General features: G+C 60.8%; 18 protein-coding genes. 6 read left to right on the top strand and 12 right to left on the bottom strand.

Going from position 1 to position 14021, the window contains the following annotated elements; genetic code table 11:
- Window positions 1-9: 9 nt before the first annotated feature.
- The 12 genes from KRZ98_RS07190 to KRZ98_RS07135 form a co-directional block, all read right to left on the bottom strand.
- Window positions 10-606, bottom strand: coding sequence for a conjugal transfer protein TraW (locus KRZ98_RS07190; RefSeq protein WP_217672999.1), 597 nt, complete (start codon window positions 604-606; stop codon window positions 10-12).
- A gap of 50 nt (window positions 607-656) precedes the next feature.
- Complete coding sequence (locus KRZ98_RS07185; RefSeq protein ID WP_217672971.1) at window positions 657-923, bottom strand: hypothetical protein; 267 nt, start codon at window positions 921-923, stop codon at window positions 657-659.
- Window positions 920-1279 carry a hypothetical protein gene (locus KRZ98_RS07180; RefSeq protein WP_217672970.1) on the bottom strand — a complete coding sequence of 120 codons (360 nt, stop codon included), beginning with the start codon at window positions 1277-1279 and terminating at the stop codon, window positions 920-922. Before KRZ98_RS07180 ends, KRZ98_RS07185 begins: the two co-directional genes overlap by 4 nt.
- The gene (locus tag KRZ98_RS07175) at window positions 1279-3798 is read right to left on the bottom strand and encodes a TraC family protein (RefSeq protein ID WP_217672969.1); all 2520 of its coding nucleotides are present in this window, start codon (window positions 3796-3798) and stop codon (window positions 1279-1281) included. Before KRZ98_RS07175 ends, KRZ98_RS07180 begins: the two co-directional genes overlap by 1 nt.
- Window positions 3795-4460 (bottom strand): TraV family lipoprotein, encoded by a 666-nt coding sequence (locus KRZ98_RS07170; protein ID WP_217672968.1) that lies wholly within the window; start codon window positions 4458-4460, stop codon window positions 3795-3797. The genes KRZ98_RS07175 and KRZ98_RS07170 overlap by 4 nt, the downstream gene beginning before the upstream one ends.
- Entirely contained in the window at window positions 4460-5683 is a 1224-nt protein-coding gene (locus KRZ98_RS07165; RefSeq protein WP_368389797.1) for a TraB/VirB10 family protein, read from the bottom strand. Before KRZ98_RS07165 ends, KRZ98_RS07170 begins: the two co-directional genes overlap by 1 nt.
- A gap of 122 nt (window positions 5684-5805) precedes the next feature.
- Window positions 5806-6513, bottom strand: a complete 708-nt coding sequence (locus KRZ98_RS07160) for a type-F conjugative transfer system secretin TraK (protein ID WP_254798180.1) — start codon at window positions 6511-6513, stop codon at window positions 5806-5808.
- 73 nt (window positions 6514-6586) lie between these two features.
- Window positions 6587-7225, bottom strand: a complete 639-nt coding sequence (locus tag KRZ98_RS07155) for a type IV conjugative transfer system protein TraE (protein ID WP_217672966.1) — start codon at window positions 7223-7225, stop codon at window positions 6587-6589.
- Window positions 7226-7237: 12 nt separating this feature from the next.
- Window positions 7238-7504, bottom strand: a complete 267-nt coding sequence (locus KRZ98_RS07150; protein ID WP_217672965.1) for a type IV conjugative transfer system protein TraL — start codon at window positions 7502-7504, stop codon at window positions 7238-7240.
- A 119-nt stretch (window positions 7505-7623) separates the two neighbouring features.
- Window positions 7624-7941, bottom strand: a complete 318-nt coding sequence (locus tag KRZ98_RS07145) for a hypothetical protein (RefSeq protein WP_217672964.1) — start codon at window positions 7939-7941, stop codon at window positions 7624-7626.
- A 174-nt stretch (window positions 7942-8115) separates the two neighbouring features.
- Window positions 8116-8889, bottom strand: a complete 774-nt coding sequence (locus tag KRZ98_RS07140; protein WP_254798170.1) for a DsbC family protein — start codon at window positions 8887-8889, stop codon at window positions 8116-8118.
- A gap of 23 nt (window positions 8890-8912) precedes the next feature.
- Window positions 8913-9188, bottom strand: coding sequence for a hypothetical protein (locus tag KRZ98_RS07135; RefSeq protein WP_217672962.1), 276 nt, complete (start codon window positions 9186-9188; stop codon window positions 8913-8915).
- A 312-nt stretch (window positions 9189-9500) separates the two neighbouring features.
- Between KRZ98_RS07135 and KRZ98_RS07130 the strand changes: the two genes are divergently transcribed.
- The 6 genes from KRZ98_RS07130 to KRZ98_RS07105 all read left to right on the top strand — a co-directional run bounded on the left by KRZ98_RS07130 (window position 9501) and on the right by KRZ98_RS07105 (window position 14004).
- The gene (locus tag KRZ98_RS07130) at window positions 9501-9920 is read left to right on the top strand and encodes a hypothetical protein (protein ID WP_217672961.1); all 420 of its coding nucleotides are present in this window, start codon (window positions 9501-9503) and stop codon (window positions 9918-9920) included.
- 223 nt (window positions 9921-10143) lie between these two features.
- Complete coding sequence (locus tag KRZ98_RS07125) at window positions 10144-10566, top strand: helix-turn-helix domain-containing protein (RefSeq protein WP_217672960.1); 423 nt, start codon at window positions 10144-10146, stop codon at window positions 10564-10566.
- 8 nt (window positions 10567-10574) lie between these two features.
- A complete protein-coding gene (locus tag KRZ98_RS07120) occupies window positions 10575-11204 on the top strand; it encodes a GntR family transcriptional regulator (protein ID WP_217672959.1) in 630 nt (209 codons plus the stop codon).
- A 171-nt stretch (window positions 11205-11375) separates the two neighbouring features.
- The gene (locus KRZ98_RS07115; RefSeq protein WP_254798169.1) at window positions 11376-11510 is read left to right on the top strand and encodes a benenodin family lasso peptide; all 135 of its coding nucleotides are present in this window, start codon (window positions 11376-11378) and stop codon (window positions 11508-11510) included.
- A 203-nt stretch (window positions 11511-11713) separates the two neighbouring features.
- On the top strand, window positions 11714-12244 hold the full coding sequence (locus tag KRZ98_RS07110) for a lasso peptide biosynthesis B2 protein (RefSeq protein ID WP_217672957.1): 531 nt from the start codon (window positions 11714-11716) through the stop codon (window positions 12242-12244).
- Window positions 12241-14004, top strand: coding sequence for an asparagine synthase-related protein (locus KRZ98_RS07105; RefSeq protein ID WP_217672956.1), 1764 nt, complete (start codon window positions 12241-12243; stop codon window positions 14002-14004). Before KRZ98_RS07110 ends, KRZ98_RS07105 begins: the two co-directional genes overlap by 4 nt.
- Window positions 14005-14021 lie beyond the last annotated feature (17 nt).

The raw sequence follows: 14021 nt of genomic DNA, 5'->3' as shown, positions 1-14021 counted from the left end.
GGGCGCGGATCATCGGCTTGCCTTTGCGCCAGCACGAGGATCAACCCGCACTTCCTGCAACTCAAGGCGCTGCCCCATCTGTCGCACAATGACGGGCGCGTGGGTGATGCCGAGCCGCTCTTTCACCCGATCTTCCAGGATGAAAAGTGCGCGGCCATGCCGCTCCCCCAGCGCAATCGCGTCAGCATCACCAGCACCGCCAGACGCCAGCAGGATGAAATCGGTCAGCGCGGCATGATCGAGCGCCCATGGAAGGTCGCGCGGCGTGACGATTACCAGCCTTTGGGGGAGCGACACATAGGTCAGCGGATTGAAGGTGAACCCTTTGGGATAGAGTAATTTGCCATCGGGAAGGCGGATCTCCTGATCGAGCGTGTAGAAGGGTACGACGTAGCGCGTGCGATCTTGGGTCACCCTGGCCAGAGGGGCGGACTGCATCGCCGACCAACCGGAACGCGGCCCGAAGCTGGCTGCCATATTGGCAGGCTGGCGCGCGGCTCGGGCTTCAATTTCCGCAAGTGCATCAGCCTCGGCGATCGGCCAGGTCCGTCCGATCGTAGCGCTATTGGCCAGTGCCGCGGCAGGGAGAGCCGTTGCAAGTAGCATGGTCGTCGCCCGGCAGCGCGCTCGGCCAGCGGAATCAGACATTATGCGCTTCATCGCCCTGCCTCCCGCATGGCGGCGGCGGCGTGGCCGCGCCGGGGTCGCCAGACATCTCCATCACCGCCGCTTCCACCATGAACAGCGCTTGCAAAGGCGAAAAGGGCAAGCAGCGCGGTACCGCCCAAGATAAGCCGAAGCGGCATATCGATGATGCTTGTCGACCAAGCGAGAAGCCCTGCCTCAATGATGAGCAGCAAATGCGTGCCGATCATCAACCGGATAGCGGTCTGGCAGGGCCGGGGCGAGAATATCCCGTTCATGGCCGCCGCCATGGTAGGATCGCCTCGCTGCGCCGTGCCCGCCAGCGACGGGTCCTGGACAAAAGCTTGCCCATTAAGCCGGTCAGCAAAATGAGCAGGATGCCCGTACTCAGGCACGTCGCACCAATCAAAAGCGCGCCGCGCGCAATGATCGCGGTGGGCTGGTGGAGAACCAGCCCGGTGACGATCACCATCGTGGTGAGAAGCACGGTTTCCACGATCATCAGCCGGAACCGCCAGCGTACCGCCTCAGCCTCGGCGCGGATCGCAACCCGCGTCTCGATCATGCGCTCGATCTCGGCATCCTTGCCAAACCCCAGCGGCAATTGGTCTGGATGGGGGGCTGTCCGGCGCATCAGACAATCTCCTCGCCGGATCGGGAAGGCAATATCTGCGCCGGATCGACGCCTGCCAGTTCGCACACGGCTTCCAACGGACTGCGCCCCGCCCGGATCAATGCGTCGAAGGCCGCCACCTCATTGGGGGCTGACGTATTGATCCAGTAGGAGAAGGGATCGACCACGAGGCGGGCCACGCCAAGGCCCAGCGGGGAGTCGATGAAGACCTCGCTATAATGGGGCTTGTTGTTGCGGACCGACTTCAACAGATCGAGCACGAAGCCGGAATAATCGAGTATTTTGTTCTCTACCGCCTGGGCATAGGTCGATCCCTGCAGCAGGAAACGGGTGGCGGCATTTTCCAGGATCACCTGGCCCGTGCCACCAAAGAGCAGCAGGTCATTGAGCGACTGGAGCACCACTCCGAAACTGCCCTGATATTTGCGCGCCCGCCTGTAGCCCTGGCCGAACGCTTCGGCGAGCCGGGAGAGATCCTGGCCTTCGCTCCGCGTCATGAACTGGGCGGCTTCATCGCACAGTACAAAGCGGGGCCGGTCGCGTGCCGAAAGATAGAGCTCCTGCGTGACTGCATTCACCACCACCATGACGATGACGTTGAACAGGTCCGGCATGGATTTGAGCCGTTCGAGCTCCAGCACGACAAATTCGTCGTGGCTGATGTCGAAGGTGGACTGCCCGTTGAAAAAATGGCCGTACGCGCCTTCGCTGCCAAAATCGCGCAGATTGAAGGCAAGCTCGCGCGCTACGGGAACCAGATGATCGACCCGGTCGAGATCGGAAGCCGCAAATTGCGGATAGGCGCCAAGCCATGCGCGAACCGCATCAATGCCTTCCTCGGCATGGCCTTCATCAATCGTCCACTGGACAGCGGATTTGAGCAGATTCCATTCCGAGGTCGAGACGCCCTTGCGGGTAGCGGCATTGGCCATTTCTGCGACGATGGCGACCGCCATGGAAATGGCCGACTGGCGGTCGTCGCCATCGAGCGCAAACCCCATATCGAAGGGATTGAGAACCAGGCGCTCCTCGCCAATGTCAATATAGCGCCCTGAGCAGAGCGTGCAGAGTTTGCGATAGCTCCCGCCAATATCGATGATGCGGATGAGCGCGCCTTGCGCATAATATTGTTGGCACAGGTTATTGAGGAGGAAACTCTTGCCTGCGCCGCTCTCGGCAGAAACAATGAAATTATAATTGTTGATGCGCGGATCGAACAGATCGAGCGTGATAAGCTGGCCCTTGCGCCCGGTATAGAGCAGCGCCGGGCGGCCACCGCCACGAAAGTCACTCTGCACCGGGGCCAGGAGCACCGCGGCTTTGACCGGCATGCGAAAGTCGCGTTCCAGAAGGCGCATCATGCGTTTTTCCGGATAAAGCCCAAAGGGCAGGCTCATCGGCAGCAGGACCGGATTGAGATAGCTCTCCTCCTGCATCATCCAGGGAAGCGGTTCGCTCTCCCACAGGCGCTTGGCGCGCGCCGCCATTTCGCGCGCCTGTGCGCTGTCGCGACCAAACACCCAGACCATCGGGATGACCGAGAGGAAGCGACTATTGCCTGCTTCGTCCAGCACCCAGCCAATTTCTTCGATCTGCTTGCCGACCTCGACCGCGAAACTGCCTGCGGCTTTTTGTGCGGACAAAATCTGGGCGCGTTTGTGAATTTCAAACTGGCTATGATCAAAGAGGATGTTGAGCGTGATGAGGAAGGGACCACCAATCTGATCGCTATCTTCGGCAGCGCCGCGCATGCCGCCCAGGATCCGGTTGGCGCGCTCTGCGGTGATACGTCGCGCGGGGGCCCGCGGCGTCAGGCAGCGCGCGACCTGGCGCCCCAGAAAGACCTCCGACCCGTCGAACAGCAGGTCGGGTCCGGCATCGATGATCTGCTTGCGGATAGGGGGAGCGGGATGACCATTGCTGCCATCGGCAAATATGCCAGGTGCAGTCGCGAAGAGACCGTTGAATATCCTGCGATAGAAGCGCACCAGGTCTTCTGGCGGCAACCTGCGGATGCCAAGCTTGGACAGCTGCTCTTCGACCTGCCGTCGCAGATCCGAGCCCAGTTTCACCCGCGTCTTGATCGAGAGAAATAGCCGAAAATTGCGGACGGGAATGCCGTGCAGCGCGTCCAACCCCTGGGTGCCGGCGCGCATATAATCGGCGGTGCGCTGCGCTGAGGCCTGGATCAGCGGATCGGGCCGGGTCTTCAGATCCAGAAAAGCGTCAAGCGCATCATCGATCAGCGGATCGGCAAAGCCGTGGAGCTGAAGAACCGTGCCATCGGGAAAATGGACGTTGAGCAAACCCAGCAGCGCCTGATGGACATGGGCAAACATATAGGCCGATGGCACAAGTTCCCAGGCGTGGCCCCAGCCATCATCGATGCACAGGAATGCTTCTTCCTGCGCGTCCCAGGCGACCATCGGCAGAAAATCGGAATAGGCGTCGCGCGCAACCGCGCGGTGCAACGCTGAGATGGTCAGGCCGCCGCCATGACGCGCGCCGAGCGGGCTCATGGCTGTGCCTCCACAGGCAAAGCAGGCACGTCGGCCGCTTCGCCTTGGCTGGCGCGATCACCTGACGGCCGCTCGCGTATCTGTTCGAGTATGGGGACGCGCGCTACAGGCTGGACGGGATTGACGAGATAATCGCCGACCACCCATTGGGGTCGTTCGAGAATGGCATAGACATAGCGCGGCATGTACAGCCGGTCGGGCCGCTCACGGTCGGCATAGGGCAGGATCAGCGTGCGGACCGTGCGCCCTGGCCGGAGCATCGGCGTAACCGGCGCTTCGACCAGACCCTGCAGCTCGCGATACACGCTGTCGCGATAGCCGCTGAAGGGCGCAGAGCCGCTATTTCTGTTCTTGCCCGCACCGCTGTTGGCGGGACTTTTAGCCTTGTCACGCAGCAGCGCCTTGTCGTTGGTCACCGCCGGGTCGGAGCGCGACGGCATATCGGCGATCGCGTCGGCATAGGCTTTGTCCGGGTGGATGCACTGGCCATGGTCGCTATTCTTGCAGCTGAACTTTTCGCTATAGGGCGACATCAGTGAGCCGACAGTTGTGCAGGCGGGCAGCAGCAACACTGCGCCCGTCAGGAGGATGCTGCGACCGGGGCAGCCCGACGCACGAGGCAATGGCGGCGTGGTCCCATTATTTTCGCTAAGGATCGACATCAGAATTTGCTCCCCGCTGTGGGTTTGATTTCGAGGGTCACCCCCTCCTGGATGACGACCACCACATCCTTGGCTGCGCCGACCTCGACAATGGGTCCGGCCTGGCGGGCGAGATCGAGATAGAAGTCGGTGAGCTTGTCGGAGGATTTGGAGAGGCCGCCTGCCAGCCCGCTTTTGGCGGCATCGCCCGCGTCGAGCGATCGCACCGATCCGAGCGCCGAGGTCGAGAGATCGCCAAAGCTGGTCTCGACCGAACTGGCAAAGCCGCTGACGGTGCCGGCGATAAAGGTGCGTGCCAGCGCTGCGCCGGCGCGTGTTACGACTTTGCCTGACAGGCCCTTCTTGCCATCGGTATCGACAAAAAAGCCTTTGACGGGCATGTCGACCACCGAATGTTCGTCGAAATCGACGCAGGACAGCGAGACCAGCTGAACCTCGACCCGTTCCTTAGCGAGGCTGCCCGTCGCGTTGCCGATGACGAAGCAGCCGGCCAGATTGGCTTTGACATCATTGGGCAGGACGGCGGGGGCCTGGACGCGGGCGATCAGGGGTTCCGGATTGGACGTCGCGTCTCGGCTCGCCAGCGCGTCGATACCGGTGAGCAACCGCGCCTTCATGAAACCAGGCGGCAAATAGATCGTCCGGGTCTTTTTTCGCGATGCCGACGGCGTTCCCTCCTTTCCCGCTACGGCTGAAAGGGTGGCGGACGCAGCGCCGATCGCGCCGACGGTCTTTTCCACCGGTGGCGCTGGAGGTGCGGGCGGTGCAACTGGTGGGACAGGAGGAGGAATATCGCCCATCGCGCTGTCCAGCTCGGCATTGCCTGGAGGGTCTGGAAAAGCCGGCGCGCTGCCTGGGAGCGCAGAGGGGAGGTTGTCGCCATCCGACAGAGAGTCCGGTGGCTTGCTGCCGGGGACGACCTTGCCCTCTTCAATCGCGGTGATGCGATCGCCAAGCAATGCCTGGCCGTCGAGGATCTTGCGGACATCGCCGCGCAGCTTGGTTTCAAGGCTGTCGCCGCGCAGTCCCGCGCCCATATCAAGTTTAGAGGCGGCAGGGATGACAGGCTGATCAGCCGATGAACTGCCAGAAGCGGTGTATAGGCCATAGCCGAGCACCGCGACGGTGGCGGCAAGGCCTGCCTGTTTGGCCCGCAGCTTCTGGCTCGCTGACATGGCGGCCCAATGGATCTTGAGGTCAAGCAGGGCCGGACCGCGAGAAATCGGCGGGCCAGGTTCGGGGGGTGCGATCTGGGAGGCGTCTGTTTCGTAAGGCTTGTCGACTTCGCTGGCCTGCGGTTTGAATGGGGCAGCGCGGCTGCGGCTGCGCGGCGGGACTTTCTCGCTCACAGCCCCTCTCCCCGACGCACAATGATGACTCGTGCTGTTTCACCAGCCTTAAGATCCAGTCTGTCGGCGGTGACCGAGAATATCCGTGTGCCCAGTGCTGAATCGAGGAACAGCCGTTCATCCAGCTGGGTCGCTGTGGGCACCTCGACTCTATATTCCGATGCGGACAGACCAGAGCCCTCGACCGCGACACGGCGTATTTCGCTGATGCGGGCGTCAGGCAGGGTGGCGACATGGATGAGTCCGGCACGCGGCGCGACGGCCGAGAAGCTCGCCGGGATACGGTCCTGGAGCATGGCTAGCGTGATCGAGACGGTGCGCTCTTCCTCGACCAGCGGCCCCAACAGCTCATCATTGGCTCTGGCGCGCTGGGTGCTGCCTGGCACGAGCGTGACGGTCTGGGCCGGTATATCCGATGGCTCGGCATAGAGCGGATAGATGGCACCATTGCAGGTGACGAAAAATTCTGAAGCCGTTGTCACGAAGCTACGCGTGACGGCACCTGCGTCGTCGACCTCGTTTACCAGAAATTTGATCCAGGCGTCCGAACCGCCTTTCTCGACACTGATCGCTTTCTCCGCCGAGAATTTGACATCCTCGATTTCGCCGCCAACGCATACCAGATGATTAACGTCGCGGTTGGAGAGGCGGATTGTGCTGGTCTGATCGGGCAGGGCGGTGATCGACTGTCCGAAGGCAGGCATAGCCATGACAAGAGCAAGGCTGCAAAGTGGCGTGCGGTTGCGCAACGCGCAGAAGCGCGGCGCACGCGCGCCTTTACCCAAGTTCGGCATCGAATTTCTCCTCGGACAGGCGGGTGAGCCAGAAGCGGCCATTTTCGATGGCGTAGCCAATGCGCAGCGTGCCGCGGAATTTGCGGATGACGCCGCCGATGACGCGGACCTTTTCGACCGGGACCATGATCTGGCTGTCGGTCCAGCTGACGGGCTGATCGGGCCGGATATAGGTGGCGATCGACAGGGTCGGATTGGTCGAGAGTTCGTCGAGCACCCCGTTCAGCGTGTCGCGCATGCTTTCATAGGCGGAGGGGTGCACGATCGAGAGCAGTTCCTGGAACTGGCGATCGGCGGAATAAGCTGAGTAGGTGCCCGACAGAGTGACGATGTTACGCGTCACGGCCCGCAAATAGCCGCTCGATGGCTTGGAACCGGTTACATAGAGATCGCCGCTGGCACCGAAGGGTACGACGACCGTGCGCCGGTTCTGGTCGCTGGAATAGACAACTGCGCCCAATACCGCGGTGATACCGAACAAGCCGACAATCGCAAATTTAAGCAGGCGGTTTTCTTCAAAGAGGTTCGAGGAACCTTGAAGATAGCGGTGAATGCCAAAGCTGGCAGGCTTGCCGATCAGCGGATCGGGCGGAGCACTGGCCTTGCGGCTAAAGAGCGACATTTGCCTTCTCCCTCACTCGTAGAAGAGTGTCTGGGTGGGCCCTGGATAATGGGGAAAGGCCAGCAGTCCCCAGCGCCAGGCGAGATGCGGCAGGAAGCCGCGGGGTTTGGACCGCTTCCAGGGGATGAAAAGGAGAAGGGCACCAACGAGCGACCAGCCGATCAGTCCGCCAACGATTAGTCCGACGAAGATGGTCGACATGACCAGTATGAACTCGTCCGACCCGAACCAGAGAATCTGGACAGGCCGATGCAGATACTGGGGTAGACGTTCGTCCATGATACCCTTCTCCTCAGGCTTCGCTACCCGCACGGCGGGGCGTTCTGAAAAGCCACCATTGGCTTTCCAGCTCGGAAGGCATGGCGTTCGGGTAAAACCCGAAATCCGTGCCAATCAGGTCAGATGGTCATCCCGAAGGACTGGAGGATGCTGTCGGCCTTGATGAGGCAGACCGCCGCCACGATGGTCGGGATACCGATCATGATATTGGAAAAGAGGCGCGATACGCCAAACAGGAATGCCGCAACGCCGCCGACAAAGCCCAGCGGTCCCTTGACGCCCTGGTTCACCACGATGTCGTAAATATCGTAGCCAAGGTCGCCGGCGGCGGGCGCGGAAAAAGCATGGGCGATACCGGTCATGGCGAGCAGCGCCACAAGGGCAGTGGCGCCATGGTCGGCAAGGGCAAGCGCGCGGTTGCGCGATAGGGTCATCATCTTGGGTCTCCATCGGAAAGGGAGCCGTCCGCAGCTACGCCTCGCCCGCGAACAATCTCGCTGGCATGCCAAAGGTCGCATGGGACAGCTCCATGAGCGCACGACCGCCGGCATTCCGGTCCGCCTGTTTCCCCATGGGCGGGAGACAAGCGAGCCATGGCAGGATGAGAGGCATTACCGATTTGCATCGGACGATGCCTTCGACGCGGGCTTTCCTTGTGGCGTACTTGGTGGCGTATCGAGAAACGCCTCCAGCTGCGCCTGCTGGAACCCCGAAATGATCGTGCCATTGGCGATCAGGGTGGGTGTCCCGCTCACGCCGATCTTGCGGACCAGCGCAGCGTCAGCCTCGACCTTGGCGCGTCCTTTGGCACAGGTCTCCAGCTTTGCCGGTTTCGCGCCATCATATATGGCTTTGAACGCAGCTGTCGGTTCGGGCGAGCAAAGGATATGCTCGGCCTTTGATGCGGCGTCCGGGTGAATGCCCGACACGAAGAAGACGAGGCGGCGCACCGGCTTTCCTTCGGCAGCCTTCATCGCCCAGAAGCGGTCGAGCGCGCGGCAATAGGGACAGTCGGGATCGGTAAACTCGATGATAGTGGGCGCAGTCTCCGGGCCGATCGCCAGGGCCTGCGCCGGATCGATCGCTGATAATTGCTTGCGCGCCCGGTTTTCCTGATCCAGCGCCGTCAGGTTGAGGCCATTGCGATCATAGATGGTCGCAAAGAGGATATGCTCGCTTTGCGGGGCATAATAGATAAGCCGGCCACCGGCACTTGCCTGATAAATCGGCCCTGCAACCGGCGATGGCCCGAAATCCTCGAACTGGAGATTGGTGAAGGTCTGGCGCAGCTGTTTCTCTGCGGCCTTCGCAACAATGGCAAGGCTGGGTTCCGCCGTGGCGTCCTCAGCCTGGCTGGGATCGGCAAACGCGAAAATGGAGGCCAAGGCGGTTAGCGCAGGTGCGTATCTCATCGGACCAGTTCCCCGTAACGCCGGGCCTGGGCCTCAATGAGGCGTGCATCGATCCTGATCGATACGCCAATCGGCAAAAGATCAGGCGAGGTCCGGGATGCAGCCGGTATAGGACGGATAACAAATTGCCCCTTCGCCTCTCCGATATCGAGATGCGCCAGGGGTGTAAGGGCCACCGGCATTGCCGCCGGGCGCGCCCACCCGATTGTCGGCACCAGCAAGGCGGCCGATACCATCCCTGCCGCAACGGCAGGCCCAATTGCCAGTCTCATATAGGTCTCCTGTTGCTAAGGCGTTCAGCCCTCCGGTGCGATGCAAGATGACGGCCAGGCTTGGCTTTTCTCTGCCGAAGCAGTCTGAAATTTGTCGTCCGCATCGCGATGGCCATCAGTTGCGCCAGCTTTTTCAGGGTCGCAATGGGGAGGGCACTGAGATGCCGAAAGCGGCACTGAAGTGCCGCTTTCGGCATCTCAGTGCCGCTTTTTGGGCAACCTTGAGAAAAAATTGGAGGTGAGCGACTTCAAATTCGCGCTCGGTCGTCTTGATCAGGGGGTCATCCACCCGAATCGCAAAGGGCTTGAGGCATGACAGGGCATCGTTCGCGGACGTACCGGCTGCGCTTGTCGGAAGAGGGGACAGACCTGTTCCTTGCCCAGCACCACCGTCTCGCCCGGATCGCCAGGAGCTTCATTCCCTATGGCGCAACCCTCGGCGTTGCGGTGATGCTCATGGAAAATGTGGAAACCGACGCGCTCGTGGCAGAGCTGGCAATGCCATCGCTCAAGCGCCTGGCAGGCAAATGCGAGCATTTTGTGGGTGCAACCGCTGCGCTCAATGGCGCGACGGACTCCATCCTCCATCGGCTCGCGGAATCGGATTTGATCGGTGTCCGTCTCTCTGCAGGGGCATTGCACAATCTGGCGATCGCGCTGATGGAAAGCTGCGAAGAACATGAGCTGGCAAAGGCGTGGCAGCGCGTTCAGGCGGCCATCGCAAAAAAATAGCAGGGTCGAGCGACAGCGAGAGATATGATCCGATCCGATCCGATCAGAACAAAGGCGGCACTGGAACGCCATGTCTGCCTATACCGAGCACGCGACTGCGCCACGGTGAAAATCGATACTCTCAAAATGGAAACGAATATATTTGACGCATTGCGTCATCCACGCGAATCTGCGGTCGTTGGAACGTGCATGGACGCTTTGAGACGCGATCAGGGAGGACCTGATGATCTCATCTCAAGGCGGCGCCTTTGAAGAGGGGGCGTCGATACTGGCCGAGGTCAAGTCGATCTCTGGTCGCCGCATTGAAGAACGGCGCAGGCGCCATCGTATAACCCAACAGCAACTTGCCGCCGATGTCGGGATCGGCGTGCGCTGGCTGCGCGAAATCGAGGCGGGCAACCCGAAGTCCCGTTTCGACGATCATGTCGCCTGCACGCACGCCCTTGGCCTTTCGGCGGCGCATCTCCTCATTCCCATGCTGTTTCTGGAGCATCATATGCACTTTCCACGCCATTTTTTCCTCGATGACATGTATGAACTCGAAGCCCGCTGCATAGAATTTATATCCGGCCTGAGCCTGCGGGCCTTTCTCCGCCCGACGGGTGGTGGGCAAAATGGTCCGGTAGACTCAGGCTCTGCAGCATAGGTGGCGACATGGCGCCTGACGCCTATACGGCCGCCCGGGTTCACCGGGAGATCAAGCAGCTGATCATGGCAGGCAAGGTTCAGCCGGGCCTGCCATTAGTCGCCCAGACCCTTGCCGAGAGGTTCGGCACCAGTATTTCCCCGGTCCGCGATGCTTTGAATCGCCTGGTCGGCGAGCGACTTGTCGACATGCAGGGCGGTGGCGGCTTCGCGATTCCGACCCTTAGCAGGCGCAGCGCCTTTCATCTCTATAGTTGGCATGCCGACATTGTTCGCCTGATCGTGAAGGTGATGATCCGCTTCGATGAAATTGGCGCTCCGCCTGTCGCCTTAGTCAACAAAAGAGCAGATGGTGCTGTCATCGCCGCCGCTGCGGCCGACTTCTTCGCGTTGCTGGCAGGCTGTTCGCCCAATGGCGAGCATCTCGACGCCATCATCCAGGCGGGAGAGCGACTCGCCATCATGCGGCTGCATGAGGGGGGGATCGGACGGCACGGTGAAGAACTCGCGACACTCTGGAACGTCACCCGTTCGGGCAACAGAAATGCGACGCGTGTCGCGATGTGGCAATATCACCGTCGACGCCTGTTACGCGCTGATGAGATTTCATTGGCTGCTACCAGAGCAGTGTCCATTTAGCAGTTCCATTAAATTAACGGCTTAACAGGTCGGAGACTACCAGTCTGTAAGTCAGCTGACAAAGCAAGCGTATAAGCTGTCAAAATGGGCGCTTATAAGATCTGATATATGGCAAATGTCGCCTACCATTATGGACGCCGCAAATAGTGCGGCTTTGTGATGGAGATGAACATGACGAGCATCATCGAACATGAAACACTGGTTGTCGATCTGGGCGCTGCCTCGGTCGAAACAAAGGGCGCTGCGCTCGACGATTCCGACAATATAGGCGGTCAGGTCCGTCAGTTGGGGATCGCCGACGACTGACCGGCGGGAGGCGCGCATTTTCTTCACGGAGGATGCGCGCCTCTTTGTAGCAAGACCAGCCAGCGCGGAGTGATCGCATGGGGTATAGGCTAAGAGAGGGACTCTCCTTCTGCATAACCGGTGGTCGGGCGATCTTCCTTGATGTCGACGCCGATCGCTATTTCGGGCTGCATCCTCAGTGGGATGAGGCATTTCAGCAACTTGTGCGCGGCAATGCGCAGACCCAAGTGCTGCCCCAGCTCATTCACGCTGGCATTCTCTTAGAGACCGCTGCGCAGTCAGCGCCAATTCTGCCTGCTGCGGTCCCTCGCGCGCTGCGTGAAATACATCCCGTCGTCCGGTCACCTTTTTCCCGGCAAAGTCTTGTTTTCATCCTGGCGCAGCTGAGGGCGGCGATCAGGCTCAAGACGACAGCGTTGGGCGTCATTATCGCGCAGATCAGGGAAGAGGGGCCGATCGGGCCTATCGAATGGGACACGCCACAATTAGCGATGTGGATCGACATCTGCTCAGCTTTCTTGGCCTGCAGGGCGCTGCGTTGGCGCGCGGGCCATTGTCTGACGAGCTCGATCGCATTTCTGCATGTGGTGCGAGGCGCGGGCATGGAAGCACGACTGGTGCTGGGCGTCAGCGCGGCGCCATTCTCGGCCCATTGCTGGGTCCAGGCAGGTGACTGCGTTCTTAATGACCGGCTGGAGAATGTCCGGCCATTCGAGCCGCTACTCGCGATATGACTCTGGGCCGCTACATCCTGTTGCTCGGTTCGGACGCGACAAGCCAGAGCGGCGCGTGCATCGACCATATCGCCGAGCGCACCGGCCTCTATTTGGTAACAAAGGGCGACGGATTTGCAATCCTTGGCACCGCCCATGACATGGTCCTGCCACTGCCCGGCAGCGGGGGAGCGCTCATTGGCACTCTTTTCGCGCGCCATGGCCCGTCGCGAAGGATATTGCCACAGGACGACAAATGGCTGGAAGAACTGGCAGGTGCAGACCGGCTCGATCTCTTGTCTCGTCGATTCTGGGGCGGTTATATTGCAGTGCTGGTGGAGGGAGGACATATCAGCGTCGCCCGCGATCCCGGTGGCGCCATGCCCTGCTATTGTCTCAAGACCGATTTGGGTTGGGTTTTGACCTCCGATGCTGGGCTTCTCGTTAGGGCCGGACTCCTGAAACCCGCTATCGCCTGGGAGACAATACCGCGCTATCTTGTTGCCAAGGATCTGCCCTGCACGTCGACAGCGATCGAAGGGCTTGAGGAGTTGTTGCCAGGAACGTTGCGCAGGTTCCTGCCGGACATGCGTGAGCCTGAGACATTCTGGTCGCCCCGGGATCATATGGCGCCGCCGGACATATGGGACGAGGAACTTCAGGCGGAAAGGCTGAGGCGTACGGTCGATCATTGCGTTGCCTCTTGGGCGTCGACGTCCGATCGCGCATTAGCGACCCTTTCGGGCGGGCTTGATTCCTCGATCGTCGTTGCCGCGCTCGCGACAAGCAGACGTGATTTTCATTGTGCGACGATGGTGACAGCCAATGCAAATGGCGATGAGCGCGACTATGCGCGCGCCATGTCAGAAGCCGTCGACGCGCGGCTGCATGAGCCATTTTATGATCATCATGACATTGATCTCTCCTGCTCGGTCGCGCGGCATTTTCCAAAGCCGATCGGGCAGATCCACGAGGTTGCCTATCATGCCGCCATGGTGCGCCTGGCGAGCGAGATCGGGGCTGATAGCGTCTTCACCGGCAATGGAGGTGACAATGTTTTCTACAATAGCAGTTCGGTGCGTCCATTTTTCGACTGTGTGCGGGCTAAGGGGCCGGGGCTGGAGGCGCTGCGTACGCTTCGCGACATTGGACAGATCACGGAGACATCTGTCTGGACGGCTGCACGGGCTGCGGTAAGCGCCATCGGTGCAATGCGCCGACCCTATCGTTGGACACTAAATCTATCGATGCTTTCACCTGCAATCGCAGCGCAGATGATTCAGCATCCGCCGACCCATGCCTGGCTGGACATGCAACGGGTCGACCGGCCCGGCAAAGCAGGGCAGGTCGCCTTTCTATTACGGGTCCAAAACCATCTGGAAGGCTATCTGCGGGTCTATGGTCTGCCCATGGTTAATCCGCTCATGTCGCAGCCCGTGGTCGAGATGGCGCTTGCGATTCCAACCTGGAAAATGGTGGAGGGCGGTAGAGACCGGGCGGTAGCGCGCCGTGCCTATGCCAACGCGTTACCCCTGTTGGTGCGCGAACGCAGGCGCAAGGGAAGTCCTAGCGGCTTTGCGATGGAGCTGCTGGAACGCAATGGCCCCGAGATCAGGGCGCGGCTTCTTGATGGAGAACTTGTCCGTCGCCAGCTGGTAGATGCTGCCGCAATCGATCTGGCCCTGACGCGCGGGCCAACGATGGGCTTGTCCTACGTCCGGCTCCTGACCTTGCTCGACATGGAGGCTTGGATCGCAGGTTGGCGCGGCATTGAGGGCTGAGCGCCTTTAGCGCTCAG

This window comes from Sphingobium sp. AS12 (assembly GCF_019097845.1).
Classification (GTDB): Bacteria; Pseudomonadota; Alphaproteobacteria; order Sphingomonadales; family Sphingomonadaceae; genus Sphingobium.
The sequence above is the reverse complement of the archived record's forward strand: the minus strand, read 5'-3'. Positions and strand labels throughout refer to the sequence as shown.

Coding starts and splice junctions, on each gene's coding strand:
- KRZ98_RS07190 (WP_217672999.1), bottom strand. CDS start 606: ATGCTACTTGCAACGGCTCTCCCTGCCGCGGCACTGGCCAATAGCGCT.
- KRZ98_RS07185 (WP_217672971.1), bottom strand. CDS start 923: ATGAACGGGATATTCTCGCCCCGGCCCTGCCAGACCGCTATCCGGTTG.
- KRZ98_RS07180 (WP_217672970.1), bottom strand. CDS start 1,279: ATGCGCCGGACAGCCCCCCATCCAGACCAATTGCCGCTGGGGTTTGGC.
- KRZ98_RS07175 (WP_217672969.1), bottom strand. CDS start 3,798: ATGAGCCCGCTCGGCGCGCGTCATGGCGGCGGCCTGACCATCTCAGCG.
- KRZ98_RS07170 (WP_217672968.1), bottom strand. CDS start 4,460: ATGTCGATCCTTAGCGAAAATAATGGGACCACGCCGCCATTGCCTCGT.
- KRZ98_RS07160 (WP_254798180.1), bottom strand. CDS start 6,513: ATGCCTGCCTTCGGACAGTCGATCACCGCCCTGCCCGATCAGACCAGC.
- KRZ98_RS07155 (WP_217672966.1), bottom strand. CDS start 7,225: ATGTCGCTCTTTAGCCGCAAGGCCAGTGCTCCGCCCGATCCGCTGATC.
- KRZ98_RS07150 (WP_217672965.1), bottom strand. CDS start 7,504: ATGGACGAACGTCTACCCCAGTATCTGCATCGGCCTGTCCAGATTCTC.
- KRZ98_RS07145 (WP_217672964.1), bottom strand. CDS start 7,941: ATGATGACCCTATCGCGCAACCGCGCGCTTGCCCTTGCCGACCATGGC.
- KRZ98_RS07135 (WP_217672962.1), bottom strand. CDS start 9,188: ATGAGACTGGCAATTGGGCCTGCCGTTGCGGCAGGGATGGTATCGGCC.
- KRZ98_RS07130 (WP_217672961.1), top strand. CDS start 9,501: ATGACAGGGCATCGTTCGCGGACGTACCGGCTGCGCTTGTCGGAAGAG.
- KRZ98_RS07125 (WP_217672960.1), top strand. CDS start 10,144: ATGATCTCATCTCAAGGCGGCGCCTTTGAAGAGGGGGCGTCGATACTG.
- KRZ98_RS07120 (WP_217672959.1), top strand. CDS start 10,575: ATGGCGCCTGACGCCTATACGGCCGCCCGGGTTCACCGGGAGATCAAG.
- KRZ98_RS07115 (WP_254798169.1), top strand. CDS start 11,376: ATGACGAGCATCATCGAACATGAAACACTGGTTGTCGATCTGGGCGCT.
- KRZ98_RS07105 (WP_217672956.1), top strand. CDS start 12,241: ATGACTCTGGGCCGCTACATCCTGTTGCTCGGTTCGGACGCGACAAGC.